At 50.4% G+C, this 16,340-nt stretch carries 17 protein-coding genes and 1 riboswitch; of the genes, 16 read left to right on the forward strand and 1 reads right to left on the reverse strand.

What is annotated here, in order from left to right; genetic code table 11:
* Nucleotides 1–22: 22 nt before the first annotated feature.
* From BMW55_RS06985 to BMW55_RS07025, 9 genes are all read left to right on the forward strand, one after another.
* Nucleotides 23–1,795 (forward strand): IucA/IucC family protein, encoded by a 1,773-nt coding sequence (locus BMW55_RS06985; RefSeq protein ID WP_089966731.1) that lies wholly within the window; start codon nucleotides 23–25, stop codon nucleotides 1,793–1,795.
* Nucleotides 1,792–3,639 (forward strand): IucA/IucC family protein, encoded by a 1,848-nt coding sequence (locus BMW55_RS06990; protein WP_089966732.1) that lies wholly within the window; start codon nucleotides 1,792–1,794, stop codon nucleotides 3,637–3,639. The genes BMW55_RS06985 and BMW55_RS06990 overlap by 4 nt, the downstream gene beginning before the upstream one ends.
* Nucleotides 3,626–4,414, forward strand: a complete 789-nt coding sequence (locus BMW55_RS06995) for an HpcH/HpaI aldolase family protein (protein ID WP_089966734.1) — start codon at nucleotides 3,626–3,628, stop codon at nucleotides 4,412–4,414. The genes BMW55_RS06990 and BMW55_RS06995 overlap by 14 nt, the downstream gene beginning before the upstream one ends.
* Entirely contained in the window at nucleotides 4,407–5,639 is a 1,233-nt protein-coding gene (locus BMW55_RS07000) for a type III PLP-dependent enzyme (RefSeq protein WP_089966735.1), read from the forward strand. The genes BMW55_RS06995 and BMW55_RS07000 overlap by 8 nt, the downstream gene beginning before the upstream one ends.
* The gene (locus BMW55_RS07005) at nucleotides 5,640–6,404 is read left to right on the forward strand and encodes a ParB N-terminal domain-containing protein (RefSeq protein WP_089966737.1); all 765 of its coding nucleotides are present in this window, start codon (nucleotides 5,640–5,642) and stop codon (nucleotides 6,402–6,404) included.
* A 205-nt stretch (nucleotides 6,405–6,609) separates the two neighbouring features.
* Complete coding sequence (locus tag BMW55_RS07010) at nucleotides 6,610–7,215, forward strand: ArsR/SmtB family transcription factor (protein ID WP_089966738.1); 606 nt, start codon at nucleotides 6,610–6,612, stop codon at nucleotides 7,213–7,215.
* On the forward strand, nucleotides 7,199–7,444 hold the full coding sequence (locus tag BMW55_RS07015) for a hypothetical protein (RefSeq protein ID WP_089966740.1): 246 nt from the start codon (nucleotides 7,199–7,201) through the stop codon (nucleotides 7,442–7,444). Before BMW55_RS07010 ends, BMW55_RS07015 begins: the two co-directional genes overlap by 17 nt.
* A 106-nt stretch (nucleotides 7,445–7,550) precedes the next feature.
* Nucleotides 7,551–8,123, forward strand: coding sequence for an ATP-dependent Clp endopeptidase proteolytic subunit ClpP (gene clpP / locus BMW55_RS07020; protein WP_089966742.1), 573 nt, complete (start codon nucleotides 7,551–7,553; stop codon nucleotides 8,121–8,123).
* A gap of 114 nt (nucleotides 8,124–8,237) precedes the next feature.
* Nucleotides 8,238–8,516, forward strand: coding sequence for a hypothetical protein (locus BMW55_RS07025; RefSeq protein ID WP_089966743.1), 279 nt, complete (start codon nucleotides 8,238–8,240; stop codon nucleotides 8,514–8,516).
* Nucleotides 8,517–8,897: 381 nt separating this feature from the next.
* On the opposite strand, the gene BMW55_RS07030 is transcribed toward BMW55_RS07025, so the two are convergent.
* Complete coding sequence (locus BMW55_RS07030) at nucleotides 8,898–10,577, reverse strand: hypothetical protein (protein WP_089966745.1); 1,680 nt, start codon at nucleotides 10,575–10,577, stop codon at nucleotides 8,898–8,900.
* A 270-nt stretch (nucleotides 10,578–10,847) separates the two neighbouring features.
* On the opposite strand from BMW55_RS07030, the gene BMW55_RS07035 reads away from it, so the two are divergent.
* The 7 genes from BMW55_RS07035 (at nucleotide 10,848) to thiO (ending at nucleotide 16,253) form a co-directional block, all read left to right on the forward strand.
* On the forward strand, nucleotides 10,848–11,912 hold the full coding sequence (locus BMW55_RS07035; RefSeq protein ID WP_089966747.1) for a M42 family metallopeptidase: 1,065 nt from the start codon (nucleotides 10,848–10,850) through the stop codon (nucleotides 11,910–11,912).
* A 75-nt stretch (nucleotides 11,913–11,987) separates the two neighbouring features.
* Entirely contained in the window at nucleotides 11,988–12,722 is a 735-nt protein-coding gene (locus BMW55_RS07040; protein ID WP_089966748.1) for an isochorismatase family protein, read from the forward strand.
* 95 nt (nucleotides 12,723–12,817) lie between these two features.
* Nucleotides 12,818–13,432 (forward strand): DedA family protein, encoded by a 615-nt coding sequence (locus tag BMW55_RS07045; RefSeq protein ID WP_089966750.1) that lies wholly within the window; start codon nucleotides 12,818–12,820, stop codon nucleotides 13,430–13,432.
* Nucleotides 13,433–13,504: 72 nt separating this feature from the next.
* Complete coding sequence (locus tag BMW55_RS07050) at nucleotides 13,505–13,804, forward strand: 2Fe-2S iron-sulfur cluster-binding protein (RefSeq protein WP_089966752.1); 300 nt, start codon at nucleotides 13,505–13,507, stop codon at nucleotides 13,802–13,804.
* A gap of 33 nt (nucleotides 13,805–13,837) precedes the next feature.
* Nucleotides 13,838–14,284: a GNAT family N-acetyltransferase gene (locus BMW55_RS07055; protein WP_244527471.1), complete on the forward strand. Its 447-nt coding sequence runs from the start codon at nucleotides 13,838–13,840 to the stop codon at nucleotides 14,282–14,284.
* A 45-nt stretch (nucleotides 14,285–14,329) separates the two neighbouring features.
* Nucleotides 14,330–14,432, forward strand: a riboswitch (TPP riboswitch).
* Nucleotides 14,433–14,485: 53 nt separating this feature from the next.
* On the forward strand, nucleotides 14,486–15,142 hold the full coding sequence (locus BMW55_RS07060) for a thiamine phosphate synthase (protein WP_089966753.1): 657 nt from the start codon (nucleotides 14,486–14,488) through the stop codon (nucleotides 15,140–15,142).
* The gene (thiO, locus tag BMW55_RS07065) at nucleotides 15,135–16,253 is read left to right on the forward strand and encodes a glycine oxidase ThiO (RefSeq protein ID WP_089966755.1); all 1,119 of its coding nucleotides are present in this window, start codon (nucleotides 15,135–15,137) and stop codon (nucleotides 16,251–16,253) included. Before BMW55_RS07060 ends, thiO begins: the two co-directional genes overlap by 8 nt.
* The last annotated feature ends 87 nt before the right edge of the window (nucleotides 16,254–16,340 follow it).

Below are 16,340 nucleotides of genomic sequence, written 5' to 3' on the forward strand. Positions count from 1 at the left end.
GTCATGAAGAAAGGTGGCAACAATGAAACAACAAGCGTTTCGCATTGCAGAACACCAGACAGTGGAGCGCATTTTAAATGCATATGTGCGGGAAAGCGGCAGTCGCCTCACTTTTTCAGCAGAGGACTATTATACAGATGACCGTGCCAATTGGATGATATTGGAACTGCCGAAGCAAAAATGCAAACTTCTTGGCACGATCACCTATTTTTCGGAATTTGGTCACCATCATTACGGGGAGAAGTTTTGGTTGATCCAACCGGATCAGTCGATTGAGCCCGTTGATTCCGCGATCCGGCTGGCCGAAATGATTGTGGAAGAAATCGATACAGATCCGGAATCCGGCAATAAAGAAGAGTTGTTGTCGAACATTCAAAACAGTATGGAGAAAACGGCTCTTTACCTGGAAAAAGCCCTTCATCAGCCACAGAAGGATGGATGGGGCCTGGATCGGGAAGAGCGGCTGAGATGGATGGAGCAACGCCTGCTGTTGGGTCATCCGTTTCATCCGACGCCGAAAAGTTCTGAAGGATTTACCAATGAAGATTTGCAAAAATATGCTCCTGAATTGCAAGCCGCTTTTCCCCTTCATTTCTTTGCGATCCATCCCGATTGGATCGAAGAAGATTGGACAAGCGATATCGCTTTATCCAATGATCAGCTGTTTCCAAGTGAGGTTTGCCGCCAATTAAAAGATTTTATTTCTGAAGGGTATCGCCTTTTTCCCATGCACCCGTGGCAAGCGGAATATGTCCTGAAGTACGATGTCTGGCAAAAAGGGGTGAAACAAGGCAAAATCGTCAATCTAAACCGGTTGGGCCCAGATGTGTTTCCCACATCTTCGGTCCGAACGGTATGGAGCCCGCACTTCCCCTATACGGTAAAACTGCCGCTTCATGTGCGCATCACCCATTTTGTAAGGGAAAATACGCCGGAACAAGTGGAGCGTTCCATCGATGCGAGCCGGGTGATCACCCATTTGCGCAAGACATGGACATATCCATCCCTTACCGTTTTGGCGGAAGTGGGTTCACTTCAATTTCGTCCGCCGAAGTCAGTCCATGCAAACGGTTATCCGCTGGCCGCCTCCAACGTGTTGCTCCGGGAAAATCCGGATCTTTCCGGCGGGCGTGTTCCCCTGGTGGTCGCATCTCTGTTGGAACGTTGGCCGAATCAAAGCGAGCCGCCCGTCTTTGCGGCCATCCGGCAAGCAGCAGGCGTTCCGGCCGGCAAAATCCCTGACTTGAAGCTGGCGGAATGGCTCAACAAATACCTGGAAATCACCTTGATTCCCGTACTGGAACTGTTCGCCGATGAAGGGGTCAGTCTGGAAGCACATGTTCAGAATTCCATGATGCACTTAGAAAATGGATGGCCCGACCATTTTTACGTTCGGGATCTGGAAGGGGTGAGTATCAGTAAAGACACAGCCCGGACGAAAGGGTATGTTGGCAGTCTGTTAACCCCTGACAGCCCGGTCTTATATACAGAAGAAAAAGCGTGGGAGCGTTTGCAGTATTATTTCATTGTCAATCATTTGGGACATCTCATCTATGTGCTGTCCTATTACGGAAAATGGAGCGAAAAAGAAGCCTGGGGAGTCGTTCGCCGGCTATTGGAAAAGCAACAGCCTTCTGCCTCACCAAGGATGCGCACGTACATCGACCGGTTGCTGCAGACGCCAACTTTACGGGCGAAAGCCAATTTGATCAGCAGATTTCAAAATAGAGCCGATTCAGCCATTTATGTGGACCTCCCTAATCCCATCATTTCCAGTGAGGTGAAGGTGAAATGAAGACAGAGCACCTGGAGTGGATCAATGATGCATTGCAGTCTTCTTATTCCACACAGGTAAGAAGGCGCATTTTCCGTCAGCTAGCCGAGTCTTTAGTGTATGAAAATGTGATTCCGTATCGTACGGAAAGTGTACGTGAAAACAGGGATGAACACATTTTTTCCATTGAAGTCAACCAACCGGATGGCGAGCCGGTCACGTACCGTTTTCAAGCGAAGAGAACAAAAACGTTTAACCGCATTCGCATCACCTCTGAAGCGATCTTGCGCATATCCAAAGGGGTGGAGCAAGAAGCCCGCTCATTGCGCCAATTTTTGCTGGACATCCGGTCCTTGATGGAAGCAGACGAACAGAAACTGGTTCACTTCATCCGCGAACTGGAACATACATGGATCAATGACAGTGCGGCTCAATTTCTAAGACATCAACAAAAGCGGATGTTGAAAGGATGTGACTACCATCAGCTGGAACACCGGCTCATGGATGGACATCCCTATCATCCTTCGTACAAATCGAGAATCGGTTTTGATATCGAGGAAAATTATAAGTACGGGCCTGAATATGCCCACGCGATCCGTCCGGTCTGGCTGGCGGTGGAGCGCAAAGATTCGATTGCTTCTTTCAGCCGGGATTGTCAGGATCCCAGACGGTTTGTAAGAAAAGAGCTTGGAGAAACGCTTTATGAGGCGTTTCAGGAAAAAATCCGGGCCAAAGGAAGAGACCCTGAGGAATACATTCTGTTGCCGGTTCATCCATGGCAGTGGAAAAAGCAGATCATCCCCCATCTGCAGGATTATTTATGCAATGATTCCATCATCTGGCTTGGGGAATCCGAGGATGAGTACGGTGCGCAGCAGTCCATCCGCACATGGACGAATCGTTCTCATCCTGAAAAGCCTTATGTCAAACTGGCGCTCAGTATCGTAAATACATCGACGGGACGTATTTTGGCGCCGCATACGGTTGAAAATGCCGCTCCCATCTCCGACTGGCTTCAAACGGTGGTTGACAGCGACTCGTATTTACGGGATGATCACCAGCTGATCCTGCTCAAGGAAGTGGGGGGGATTTCCTATCACCCAAACGGACCGGAATTGCTGCAGGCAGATACATATGGAGTGGTCAGCTGTATCTGGCGGGAAAGCCTGGCGACGAAGCTGCGGGAGAATGAGCAGGCGATTCCGTTTAATGCTTTGACGGCTCTTGATGTGGATGGAATGCCGTTCATCGATTCATATGTCCGGCAAGCGGGATTGGAAAACTGGGTACGCCAACTGCTTCATACCAGTGTCTTGCCGATCATTCACCTGTTGTTTGCCCATGGAATCGCGATGGAATCCCATGCCCAGAATATGGTCCTGGTACTGAATGAAGGAATGCCCGCGCGACTGGCGCTCAAAGACTTTCATGACGGTCTCCGCTTTTCCCGGAGGCATTTAACCCGCCCGGAACTGTGCCCGTCTTTGAAATCGACGCCGGAGTATCATGCCCGGATCAACCGGAACTCCTTTATCGAGACCGATGACTTCCGGCAGGTTCGGGATTTTATGCTGGATGCCTTTTTCTTTATCAATTTGGGCGAATTGGCTCTTTTCCTGGCTGAGCATTATTCATTGGATGAAGCGATGTTCTGGTCATGGGTTCATCAAACCATCCGGGGGTATCAACGGCAATTCCCGGAGTTAAAACACCGTTTCCAATTGTTTGACCTCTATGCCGAATCGATCGAAGTGGAGCAACTGACCAAAAGAAGGCTCTTTCCCGATACGGAGCTTCGGGTTCACGCCGTCCCCAATCCCCTTGCCAACATTCGCAAAACGGAGGAACGCCATGCTGTCCGTTAATCGAACCAAGCAGAAGATCCGACAAGGAGAGCCTGTGTACGGGCTTTTTTGCTCCAACCCCTCCCCTCTGACGGTGGAGATGATTGGAGCGGCAGGCTATGATTTTCTGATCATCGATCTGGAACACACCCTGATCAACCCAGAGACCGTCCAACATATGATCCGCGCTGCCGAAGCGTTTCAGATCACACCGCTCGTACGCGTACCCGAAAAGTCGCCCGGAACCATTCTGCAGGTACTTGATGCAGGTGCCCAAGGAGTGGTCATTCCTCATGTGAGAACAAGGGAGGATATCGAACAGGCGGTCTCCGCCGCCTTCTATACTCCCAAAGGAAACAGAAGCTTAAATGGGGGAAGAAATGCCCGGTTTGGCGGGCTGGACCTTCGCGCCTGCATGGAAACGGCCAACCGGGAAGTGATGTGTATCCCCATGATTGAAGACCGTGAGGCCATGGAAAATCTGGATGAAATTTTATCTGTTGGCGGAATCGATTTTGTTTTGGAAGGAGCGGCCGATCTTTCCGCCTCTTATGGAATCCCCTGGGAAACCCGCCATCCCCTGATCCGGCAAGCACTGCTTACGTTGCAGGAACGAGCGGCGGCTTGGGGCGTCCCGTATGGAGCGATTCCGCGAACGAAAGAAGATCTGAAGGACTGGTGGGAAAAAGGAGTGCGGATATTTGTCGTGGGAGATGACCGGGGAATCTGTTACCGGGCGATGAGAGCCCATCTCAGTGAGTATGTCGATGAAGTACAGGTGAAGAAAGATGAATAAATGGGAAGAGAAGATCTTGAGGTTGAAACAGGAACATGAGCAACCCTTTTGTGCGTATATCTATGATTTGGATCATTTGAACGATCATGTGAGTCAAATCGTTTCACAGCTTCCGGAACGTTCGGAAATGTATTACGCGATGAAAGCCAATTCCGAACGTCCCATTTTGGAAGAGATCGCCCCTCTTGTGCACGGTTTTGAGGTGGCATCGATCGGTGAAGTAAGAAAAGCGCGGGAGGTAGATCCGCAGATACCGGTCATTTTTGGAGGGCCGGGAAAGACCGATGAAGAGATTCTGGAAGCGATTCGTTCCCGGGTCTCACTCATTCATGTGGAAAGCATCCATGAACTGAGGAGAATTGAATATCTGGCGGGTCAGCTTCGTGTGACGGTTCCCATCCTGCTCAGGATCAATCTGTCGGGCCCGTTTCCCGATGCTGCCACCCTCCATATGGCCGGACGGCCAACTCAGTTTGGGATTGATGAAAAGGAAATCCCGATGGTGATGGAGCAATTGGGGAAATGTGAACATGTGAATCTGGAAGGCTTTCATTTTCACTCCATTTCCAATCACCTGAATGAATTCAACCATATCCGGCTGCTGAACACCTATATTGAGAAGGCAAAACAGTGGGCAAACCAGTACGGCTTAACGATTTCCAGAATTAATGCAGGCGGGGGAATCGGTGTCAACTATCAAGATTTAAGCAGACAATTCCATTGGCCAACCTTTGTTTCAGAGCTTCGGGAATTGTTGCGCAAAGAATTGCCGGAAACCTGGACGCTGATGTTCGAGTGCGGCCGCTATCTGACGGCTTCTTGCGGCTATTATGTGTGCGAAGTCCTTGACTTAAAAGAAAACCATGGAGAAAAGTATGCCATCGTTCGCGGAGGGACCCATCACTTCCGCCTTCCCGTTTCCTGGAACCATAGCCACCCGTTTCGCATTCTGCCGGTAGATGAGTGGAAGTACCCGTTTCAACGGAAAAAGTGGGAGGATTGTGAAATCACGGTGGTCGGCCAATTGTGCACCCCGAAAGATGTGATGGCGCGACAAGTGCCTGTGGAAGAATTGCGAATCGGGGATCTGATCGTCTTTCAATATACCGGTGCATACAGTTGGTCCATTTCTCATCACGATTTTCTCAGCCACCCGCATCCGGCTCACTTCTACCTTCGTGAGATTGACCACCAATGGCGGGCGGAAAGGAAGGTGGAATCATAAATGGATGTATTAACATCCTTGCGCCGTATTCCTGTCGGGGATTTGTTTTTGCATGAAGCCCATGAGCCGGCCAGGCTGAAAAAAACATGTGAGGCGATTCAGCGGGAGGGAATGCTGCGCCATCCCATTCTGGCTACGCCCATGGACCATGGCTACCTGGTTCTGGACGGGGCCCATCGCTTGCAATCATTGCGTGAACTGGGGTGTTCTTTTGCCCCTGTGCAGGTGTTGGAACGCGGTCAATTTGTATTGTCTGCCTGGGATCATCAGGTTCCGGACGGGGAATGGCTGGATCACTGGCTGGATCGCTCGGGGGTGATCTGCCGGCCTTCGTCAGAAGGGACATCCGGCGAACGGGTCATCGCAACCATGATTCGCAATCATCAACGATTTTGCCTGCTCTTGAAAACAGACAACCATTTGGAGCACCTTGCCGTCTGGCGTCAATTGGTGGCTACATACAGCTCCCGGTTTAAGGTATGCCGCCTGCCCCAACACCCGGTCACGCAGACCGACCCCGGGATGGTTTGCTTTCAACACCCGGTGTGGGAGTTGGAAGATTTGATGGAGACCGTTTTGCAAGGGCAGGTGCTGCCGGCCGGGGTGACCCGGTTTATGGTGGAAGGCAGATTATTAAATTTGTGTATACCGCTGACAGTGTTGAATGATCATGAACTGGCGGAGACCCAATGGAATCAATCCCTCAACTTTTGGAGGGATCATTTGCGGTCTTATACGGAAAAAGTCTATCTTTGCGAGGCTTAGTCTCAGCAATCGGGCCGAAGATCAGCGAACCCGGCTTTCCGCGGCAGCGTGGAGGACGGGTTCTTTTTTCGTTTACGATCGGACAACGTGTGGATTCCCTTCAATATCGTGAATTTTTGGCTTAAACGAAGCAAATCATTGACAAGATTTAATTTACGTAATAATATATTTTTACGATAGATATTACTTTTCGGAGTGGTAGGCAGTGGCTGACATATTGGAAACTTATGTGGTTGAATTGCCAGAACAAGCAACGGCTTTACTCAATCCGTTGCGCGGGGAAATTCTTTCCCATTTGACTGAACCTGCTTCCGCGGCGGAAGTGGCCCGCCGGATGAATGAAATGCCGCAACGGATCAATTATCATTTGAAGACATTGGAAAAAGTGGGTTTGGTCCGCCGGGTGGGAACGAGGCAAGTAAAAAATTTGGTGGAAGTATTATATCAGTCTGTGGCCCGTTCTTTTCTGCTGGCCGACTCTTTGGGATTAAGCCCGCAAACGGTCAAGCGCCTTCAGGATCAAGGCTCGCTCGCTCATCTCATCCATGCGGCGGAGCGGATCAAAAAAGATGTGCTCCGGTTGATGGAGCAGGCGGAGCAGGACAAGGAGGTTCCCAGCGCCACTGTGGAGACGCAAATCTTCTTGAGAAATGAAGAGGAGCGCGAGGCCTTTGTCCGGGAATACGTTTCTTTGCTCCGTCAGCTTGCCGAGAAGTATCAAGCGCCCCGCTCGACGGATACCTCCTATCAAATGGTGCTCGCTGTTTACCCCGAACCTGGAAAGGAAGAGAAGGATGGGTCTCAAGACTAATGAAACGTTTGGTTCATCCATCACCAAAGGGACACAAGCGAAAAAGGAAAAAGAACACTCTTCAAAGGTGATTCCGATCAAACAGAAAAAGGTTAGGCAACCCGATCCGCTGATTGCCACCTGGACCGCGGAAGCCAAACCGGGCAGCTGCCCGCTGAAAATCAGGCAATTCTCTTCCGGCTTTGGTCAAGTGAAACATACCCGCAGCCCCCAGGCCCTCGCCGCTTAAAGCCGTTCTTTTTGTCCCAGCGCCATGCAGAGTCCCGCCACACGGCAAACAGATTTCTTTGCTCCGCCATGTCCGTTCTTTTCCAAGGAAAAAGGAGGTTTTTCTGATGAGCTTGGTTCCCACCGTTCTGGAGCAGACCAGCCGGGGAGAGCGCGCTTATGACATTTACTCCCGGCTGCTCAAGGACCGGATCATTTTTCTCTCCGGCTCGATCGATGACCCCATTGCCAATCTGGTTGTCGCCCAGCTATTGTTTCTTGCCTCCGAAGACCCGAAAAAAGACATCCATCTCTATATCAATTCCCCCGGCGGGTCCACGACGGCAGGCATGGCCATTTACGATACGATCCAGCACATTCAGCCCGATGTTTCCACCATCTGTATCGGATTTGCCGCTTCCATGGGAGCGGTGTTGCTGGCGTCGGGCACTCCCGGCAAACGGATGGCACTTGCCAACTCCGAAGTGATGATTCACCAGCCGTGGGGCGGATGCCAGGGCCAAGCCGCTGATATTCATATTCAAGCCCGGCGAATCTTGAAGGTGCGCGGCCAGATCAACCGCATCCTAGCCGAGCGGACGGGTCAACCCCTGGAGAAGGTGGAAAAGGATACCGACCGCGACTTTTATCTTTCTGCTGAAGAAGCGAAGGAATACGGCTTGATTGATAAAGTCATTTAAATCGGGAACTTCGCTGACCAAACCTCAGGATGGCATTTCGGCGCATAGTTTCCGCTAGGCAAGGAAAGCTATGGTTGATGGAAAACAAATGAAATGTCACAGAGGTTGAAGTGTATGAATCCCAACTTTGCTTCTTATGATGCATATCTGGAACGCTACAAAATGTTCTATAACGAAGAAGGAGACGGACGGCCGCCCCTCTTGAATGAAGACGAATTTCAGAAAGCTTTCCGACTGCTGAAGGATAGTTACAACACATATCAGGATTTGCTCGACATGGGTGAAATGGATCAAGCACAAAACTATTACGCTCAAATCATCAACAAACTGGAAAATGAGCTGGCCATTGCAGACGCGTCCGATAATTTCCGGATCAGGATGTATGATTACTAAAAACAAACAAACCCCCGGCCTTTGTTCGGCAATGGTCGGGGTTTGTTTATTTCTGGGGAAATCTGATGTGGGTGTTGGTGTGGATCAATGTCTCATTGCGTTCACTTTTTGAACGGGTTCAGTACAGCAGCCAAGAGGCAGCAAAAATTCTGTTGACAAAGATGATCAACAGACTGAATCTTCGGTATAACTGGTTTATAACAAAGTTGCAATTTTAAAGATGACTAGAAAATCCTCTGTAATTATTAATTTGAAAAACGGATGCTCGATTAGTTTCCGCATATTGAAGCCAGATGTCAAACCCCCCTTTTCTTAGGCAGGAAATGGATTTGTCTAATTTCCTGAGGGTTGACCGTTTTGTCAACAACTATCCCCCGGAAATCATCCGGGGGATTGATTTTGCTCCTCTGTCTGATTGATCAGGTGATATAACTGGCGGCCTTCTTCGATCAGCTGGCGTTTGGTTCCGGTGTCCATATGATGATCAAAAATCAGCAGGGTCATGATCTCTTTGATCGTTTCCAGCGCCTCCCCGGTTTGACCGAGCAAAACCGTGTTCACCAAATGATCCGCTTTGCGGGCGAGGAACGAGCTTCGGGTATGGGTGGTAATCTTTTGAAACAAATCGAAGGTGGTATAGTACCGGCGAACGGCACGGTAAATTTTCATTCGCCGCGAAGGATCATAAACCATGACCTCGGTGAGCATGGCTGGATTGTTGGAAGCGGCTGTCCACTCTTGCCGTTGTTCGAAGTCGGGATTTAAGAGCTGAAATCCTTCGGCCTGCAATTGGTCAAATCCCCCGTAAGCCCACACGGGTCCTTCCCCCTTTGTCCGGGTTAAGGAAAAGGTTAAGACAGCGCTTTTCCTACCTCTAATATAAGGGGTCAAGTCGATGGAAACACGTTGCCATTGATTTTGCAAATCCTTGGTCATGCTCTGTTCCCAAATCACGCGGTTATCCAATAAGACTTGTTTGACGTACCGGCCTTGCTGCTTGATCAGAGGGTAGACGCTGAAGTGAGAAAAGGTCAGCCGGTAGGGGCCTTTCGGATCAAAATAAACCCGTTGCTTCAATTGAACGTAGTCCCCATGCTTCAAGTTCTTGCTGGGGGGCGCAAAGAAAGAAGCGTAACCCAGTCCCGAGACAGCGTCCCGGTCTTCTTTTTCCTGTGTAAATTCCTTGTACAGAACGTAAGTGACTAAACCCTGAATCTGCTTGAGCTTCAGAAGGTTGATGCCGATTTTAAGCGCTCCTTCGACATAGGAAGCGGACGGGTTGGCCGGGGTCGCGGATAACTTGCTGGCATAAATCATCAGGATGAGTGGCAATCGGTACGAACGCAACAGTGACTGGACTTCATTCATTTGATCGGTCAGACGGACGAGCTTTTGCGTGTTGCGATTATTGTCATCGCGAAAAGTCATCACGATTCCGTCGATGTACGAATGGTACCTGTCCAGAAAGGAGCGAGACACCGCCGGGTAATAAATTTGGGGATAAAACTGTAACTGCGGATTTTCTTTTTCCGCTGCTTTCCGCGCTTTCCCCAGATACTCAGGGGTGAAAAACTTCAGGTTGTCATTAAAATCATCGATCACGATCCCTTTTAAATTTGAGTAATGGGCAGATAATCTCCCGACCGCACGAAACCAGGAAATATAATCCGTCCCATAGGGTTCCGAACGCTTCATGTGCGACTCCGAGGGGGGAACCAGATAAACCCATACATCGATGTTCGCCTGTTTGGCTGCGGGTAAAAATTCTTTTCTCAGATCGTCCCAATCCGTGAATTCATGCCAAATGAGAAAAAAGTACGTATTCACTTTCAACTCTTTCAATCTCCGGATCAACCGGGGTGTGTCCACATGGCGGATCCCGTCCGGACGCGGTTTCTCTTCCCTGATTTCCCCTCCATAATCCCCATACACTGGTGGCATCTCATCGAAGAGTTCGCTCCCGGCACTGGCGGAAGCCCGGGGAGGCAAAAAGGATAACCAGCAAAGAATGAAACACAGGCAAACGGCAAAAAAAGAAGTGTTCCATTTTTTGTTTTTCATTACAAATATCCCCTTAGATTTGTTCCTCATGTCTTCTTCGCTTATAGTTTGAAAAAGCTTAGTCTGAATTATGTAGAATAAAAAATTCTCCTGAACAAAAATACTGTAGATCCCGTTCTAACCGCCTTGCCTGGGGTTCACCGATTCCGGCGGAGCGCAGTTCATCCGTTTCAGCGGCCGGGATGAAGACAGCCGTCTGCTGTATATTTCCGCTACAGACGCAGAAAATAGAGAAAATGATTTTTTGCCTGTCATTTAAGGAGGAACAACATGCGGTTACTTCAGGAATTGACCGAAGCCAGAGGGGTCCCCGGATATGAGCGGGAAGTCAGGGAGATCATGCACCGCGAGCTGAAAAAACAAGATGTAACCATCGTCACAGACAATTTGGGAAGCATCTTTGGCGAAAAACAGGGAACCAGTCCCCGTCCCAGAGTGATGCTTGCCGGGCATTTGGACGAAGTAGGCTTCATGGTAACGGAAATTACCAAAGGGGGATACTTGCGTTTTACCCCTCTTGGAGGTTGGTGGAATCAGGTTCTTTTGTCCCAACGGGTTTCAGTCATGGCTGAAAGCCGGGTGTTTACAGGCGTCATCGGGTCCAAGCCCCCGCATATTTTAACGGCAGAGGAACGAAACAGGGTGTATCCGATGAATGAAATGTTTATCGATGTGGGAGCTAAGAGCGATGAACAGGTGAAAGAGTGGGGCATCAAAGTCGGAGATCCGGTGGTTCCCATTTGTCCTTTTGAAATCATGCCCGATAACGATACCATTCTGGCAAAGGCGCTGGATAACCGGGTGGGATGTTATTTGGCGCTGGAAGTATTGCAACAGTTGAGAGTGGACAACCATCCCAACACGGTTATATGCGGCGCCACCGTGCAGGAAGAAGTGGGATTGCGCGGTGCGGATACCGCTCCTTTTCAGGTAGAGCCGGATATCGCTTTTGCACTCGATGTCGGCGTGGCAGAAGACGGACCGGGAAGTGAAGGAACCAATAAGGCGAAACTGGGGAAAGGCCCTCTGATCACATTCCTGGACGCAACCATGATTCCCAACATCCAGTTGCGCAATCTGGTGATTCAAATCGCTGAAAAACACCAGATCCCCTACCAGGTAGACACGATGACCGGCGGCGGCACGGATGCCGGCAGATTTCACTTGTTCCGCCGGGGAGTACCGTCTTTGGTGATTGGGGTTGCCGCCAGATACATCCACAGCCATGTATCGATGGTTAGCAAAAAAGATTTGGAAAACGCCGTCCGTTTGCTGGTCGAAGTGGTCAAAATACTGGATGAGGAAAAAGTCAAGGAGATTACCCGGTTCATTTGACCAAGCTTTAACATCCGCCGGAGTTCATGATAAGATGAAAGCGAATGACATTTTTGCACCAGGGAGCGATGAGGTTTGACAAAGTCGAGCTCTTTCATTTCGTATCTCTCGGATTTGCTGTCTGGCGCGCCGGCGGAAACGGTCTCCTCGATCGCTGAGAAAGCCGGTGGCTGGGATCGCGTCTATCTCGTGTTTGTGGATATATTGAAAGGATTTTGTGAAACAGGAGCCCTGGCGAGTCAGCGGGTGAATGAAATGGTGGACCCCGTTGCCCGATTGGCTGCGGAGTGTTTGGATAAGGGTTTGCCGAGCGAAAATCTCATCTTTTTAAATGATCACCATCCACCGGATGCTGTGGAATTTGCGGCATTTGCTCCCCATTGTGTCCGCGGAACGGCTGAAGCGGAGGTGGTGGAGCCACTGAAAGACATTCAGATGAGGAAAGGTGTACAAACTTTCACGAAAAATGCCACCAACGGGCTGTTTGGCCAGAATGCCGAAGGAGTACGCTTTTTTGAATGGCTGGAGAACGTGTTCACGAGCGGAACGTCTGCTTTTCTCGTCGTCGGGGATTGTACGGATCTGTGTATTTACCAGAATGCCATGGGCATCCGTCTGTTGGCCAATGAAAAAAATGCCGATACCCGGGTCATTGTCCCCAAGTCCCATGTGCGCACCTATGACATTTCCGTTGAACAGGCACAGCAATTGGGGATTCTGGCTCACGACGGCGACCTCATGGATTTGGTTTTCCTGTATCACATGAAGCTGAACGGAATCGAAATCCTCTCTTCCATTTCGCATGAATAAGGAGCCGTCCGGATCAATGGGACATCTTTTGCTGATATTTGAAGTATGCTATTCTAAGAGTGTTCTGCACGTTAAATGAAAAACGGGGTTGAATCATGGAACATTCATTGATCGAACTCTTGCAGGAGTATGGATATCTCGGAATTTTCCTCTTTTTGGTTCTTGGGATCGTCGGTTTGCCTTTACCCGATGAAATTATGATGACTTTTATCGGATATCTGACTTCCATCGGCCAGCTGAATTTATATTTAACGTATCTCAGCGCGCTGGCCGGTTCCGCCTGCGGAATCACGACAAGCTATCTGTTGGGCATGAAGTTGGGCTATCCGTTTTTAAGAAAATATGGAAATAAGATTTTTATCACCCGACGACGACTCCGCATCACACAGGTTTTATTCCGCAAATATGGAAACTGGTTGCTTTTTGCCGGCTATTTCATTCCCGGAGTTCGTCATGTCACCGCCTATCTGGCCGGCATTTCCAGGATCCCGTTTCCCCGTTTTTCACTGTTTGCTTATACTGGAGCGGTTGTATGGTGTGCCACTTTTATCGGCTTAGGCCATCTCCTCGGCGCGAACTGGGAAATTGCCTTTGACATGATCCACAAATACGGAGGACGCATCTTTCTGATCGCCTTACCCGTCATCGCGATCTTACTCGGCTGGTTTTTTTGGAATCAGAATCAGACAAAAACGTTAAAACGAAATTAACTTTCTGTCCATGTGCCCAGGCGGCCCGCTTCTGTGGCAGCCGATGATGAAGGTTGGTCGGGAGAGGATTGTATGCATCGAGTTGTCGTTCACATCGGACCCAAATCCTATTCACTTGAAGTACCCACTGGGGCCAATTTGCTGCTTCACGCCGTTTCGCACTCCGTCCCGATCCCTTTCCACTGTACGACCGGGCGATGCACCACATGTCGGGTTCGGATTATTTCCGGAAATGAACATCTCAATGATTTTACCGATCAGGAGCTGTATCGCTTGCCGGGAGAAGCGCTGGACAGAGGAGAACGGTTGGCCTGTCAAATTTATGTTTACGGAGATATAACGGTGGAAGTGGCGGATGAACATGCAGGTTGAATGATAAAGAGAGTGAAAGCGGGAGTAGCCGGAATGTTGAAAAATCTGAATATGAATGATCTGCTGACAGTGCGGAAAATCCTGAAACTTCAACGAAGATCCTATGCCGTGGAAGCGGAATTGCTCGGAACGGCGGAACTTCCGCCTCTCAAAGAAAGCGAACAGTCTCTTCAGCGTTGCGGGGAGACGTTTGTCGGCTATATGGAGAATGAGCGTTTAGCCGGTTTGATTTCCTATAAAGAACGGGAAGATCGCCTGGCTGTGGATCCGGATTTTTTTCGGCAGGGGATTGCCGGCAGGCTGCTCAACGATGTCCTCTCCTTACACGGGATACGGTGCTGGGTGGTGTCTACTGGAAAAGCGAATCATCCGGCTGTCCGTTGCTACCAAAAACACGGCTTCCGGATTACGGGGGAATCGAGAACGGATGAAGGGATCGAGATCATCCATCTAAAAAGAGACGGTTCTATTGACGGGTAAAATAAAAGATTGTTACAATGAGATGGATAATTGCATAGGGCTTTTTGGAACCACTGGGGGTGCACGTTTAGTGCTGAGAGGAACGATTTCCAACCCTTTGAACTTGACCTGGATTATACCAGCGGAAGGAATGTGGGGATGATTGTGTATTGACAGGAGTCAAGTGACCGATATCCCCGGGGGGTATCGGTTTTTTTATTGATGAACAGAGCGGATCGCCGTTTCAGGCAATCGGGGTATGGAGGGAACAGCGGCTTGGAACTTCACGTCATCACACACGAAAAGCAGGAAGTGGAAGAACTCCTGAGCGTCTGGCCGAGACTCTTGCCATGGGTCGACTATTTTCACATCAGATTTAAAAACCGGTCCTTGGATCAGGTTGGGAAGATCGCTGCCAGGATTCTTGCCGAGACCATCATCCCTCCCTCGTCTCTTGTCATTAACAGCTATATCCAGGTGGTGGAACAGTTGGGATGTGGCGGGGTACACTTGCCGGAGCGGCAAACCGATTGGAAAGAGTGGAAACACCGTTTGCCCCATGTCCGCTGGGGGCGATCCGTTCATTCGCTGGAAAGCGCACGGCAGGCGGAAGAGGACGGACTGGATTACATCATAGCAGGTCACATCTTTCCTTCACCGTCTAAACCGGGCCAAAATCCGATGGGGTTGGACAAGCTGGCCAACATGGCGAAAAACGTGCGAATCCCTGTGATTGCCATAGGCGGAATCGGCGTCGATCAGGTTGAGGAGGTCATGCGGGCCGGTGCGGCAGGGATCGCCGTGATTTCGGCGGTCAGCGGGCATCCGTCTCCGGAACGGGTGGTTCAGGAGTTGAAAAGGAGAGGGAAACATGCATAAGGATGTCGTGATTATCGGCGGGGGTGTCATTGGTTGCTCCATTGCCTATTACCTGGCAAAAGCAGGAGTGAAGAGCATCGTTCTGGAACGCGATCGGATCGGTGCCCATGCTTCATCTGCGGCAGCGGGGATGCTGGGGGCCCAGTCAGAGATGACCGATCCCGGTCCCCTGACCCAACTTTGTCTGTCCAGCCGTGCGATGTTTCCGTCCTTACAGGAGGAATTGCTTGAAGAGACGGGGCTGGATATCGAGTTGAACCGCACGGGATTATTAAAAGTGGCTTTCAGTGAAGAGGAAGCGGAACACTTGCAGCGTCGCGGCAGCTGGCAAATGAAGGCAGGGCAAACGGTCCGTTGGCTGGACAGGGCGGAATGCTTGGACATCGAACAGGAGCTTTCCTCCCAAGCGGTTGGGGCACTCTTTTTACCGGAGGATTACCAGGTATCGGCCCCGCGACTCACGCAGGCGTTTGCTTTAGCCGCCCAAAAGCGGGGAGCGGTGATCGCGGAAGGTTGCCGGGTGGTTGCCGTCAGGCAGAACAGGGGAGAAATCACGGAAGTTGTCACGAATGAAGGAAATTTTTACCCGAAATGGGTGGTGCTTGCCGCGGGTGCGTGGAGCAGGTGGATCGCGGAGTGGTTAGGTTTGAACCTGCCGGTATTTCCGATCAAAGGCGAGTCCTTGTCCATTCGGCCTAAACGCCCGCTCTTCCGGCATACCCTGTTCACGGAAAAAGCGTATCTCGTACCGAAAGCGGACGGGCAAATCATCGTGGGGGCGACCGAAAAACCCCACCAGATGGGCAAGCAAGTGTCCGCAGAAGCCATTCAACAATTGCTCCAGGCGGCGATCACAATCGTACCGGCGTTGGGAGAGGGAGAAGTGACGCGATTTTGGGCCAGTTTCCGGCCGGGATCGGAAGATGGGCAGCCTTATCTGGGCAGGTTTTCTGCTGTTTCCAATCTCTTTGTGGCCAGCGGGCATCAGCGGAACGGAATCTTGCTCAGCCCGGCCACCGGTCATCTCATGACTCAGCTGATCCTGGGGGAAGAGCCGGCTGAGCTCAAAGCGTTTCAACCGGACCGTATCCTGACAAGGCGACACAACTAGAAATGGAAGCAACTTTTGTCAGGGGAGGCAGTGATTGGCTGTAGCGCCTTCGAACCCCGAACCCGGCGGAGGCCTGAACGGTGGGAG

The sequence above is a fragment of the Lihuaxuella thermophila genome, from assembly GCF_900110165.1.
GTDB lineage: Bacteria > Bacillota > Bacilli > Thermoactinomycetales > Thermoactinomycetaceae > Lihuaxuella > Lihuaxuella thermophila.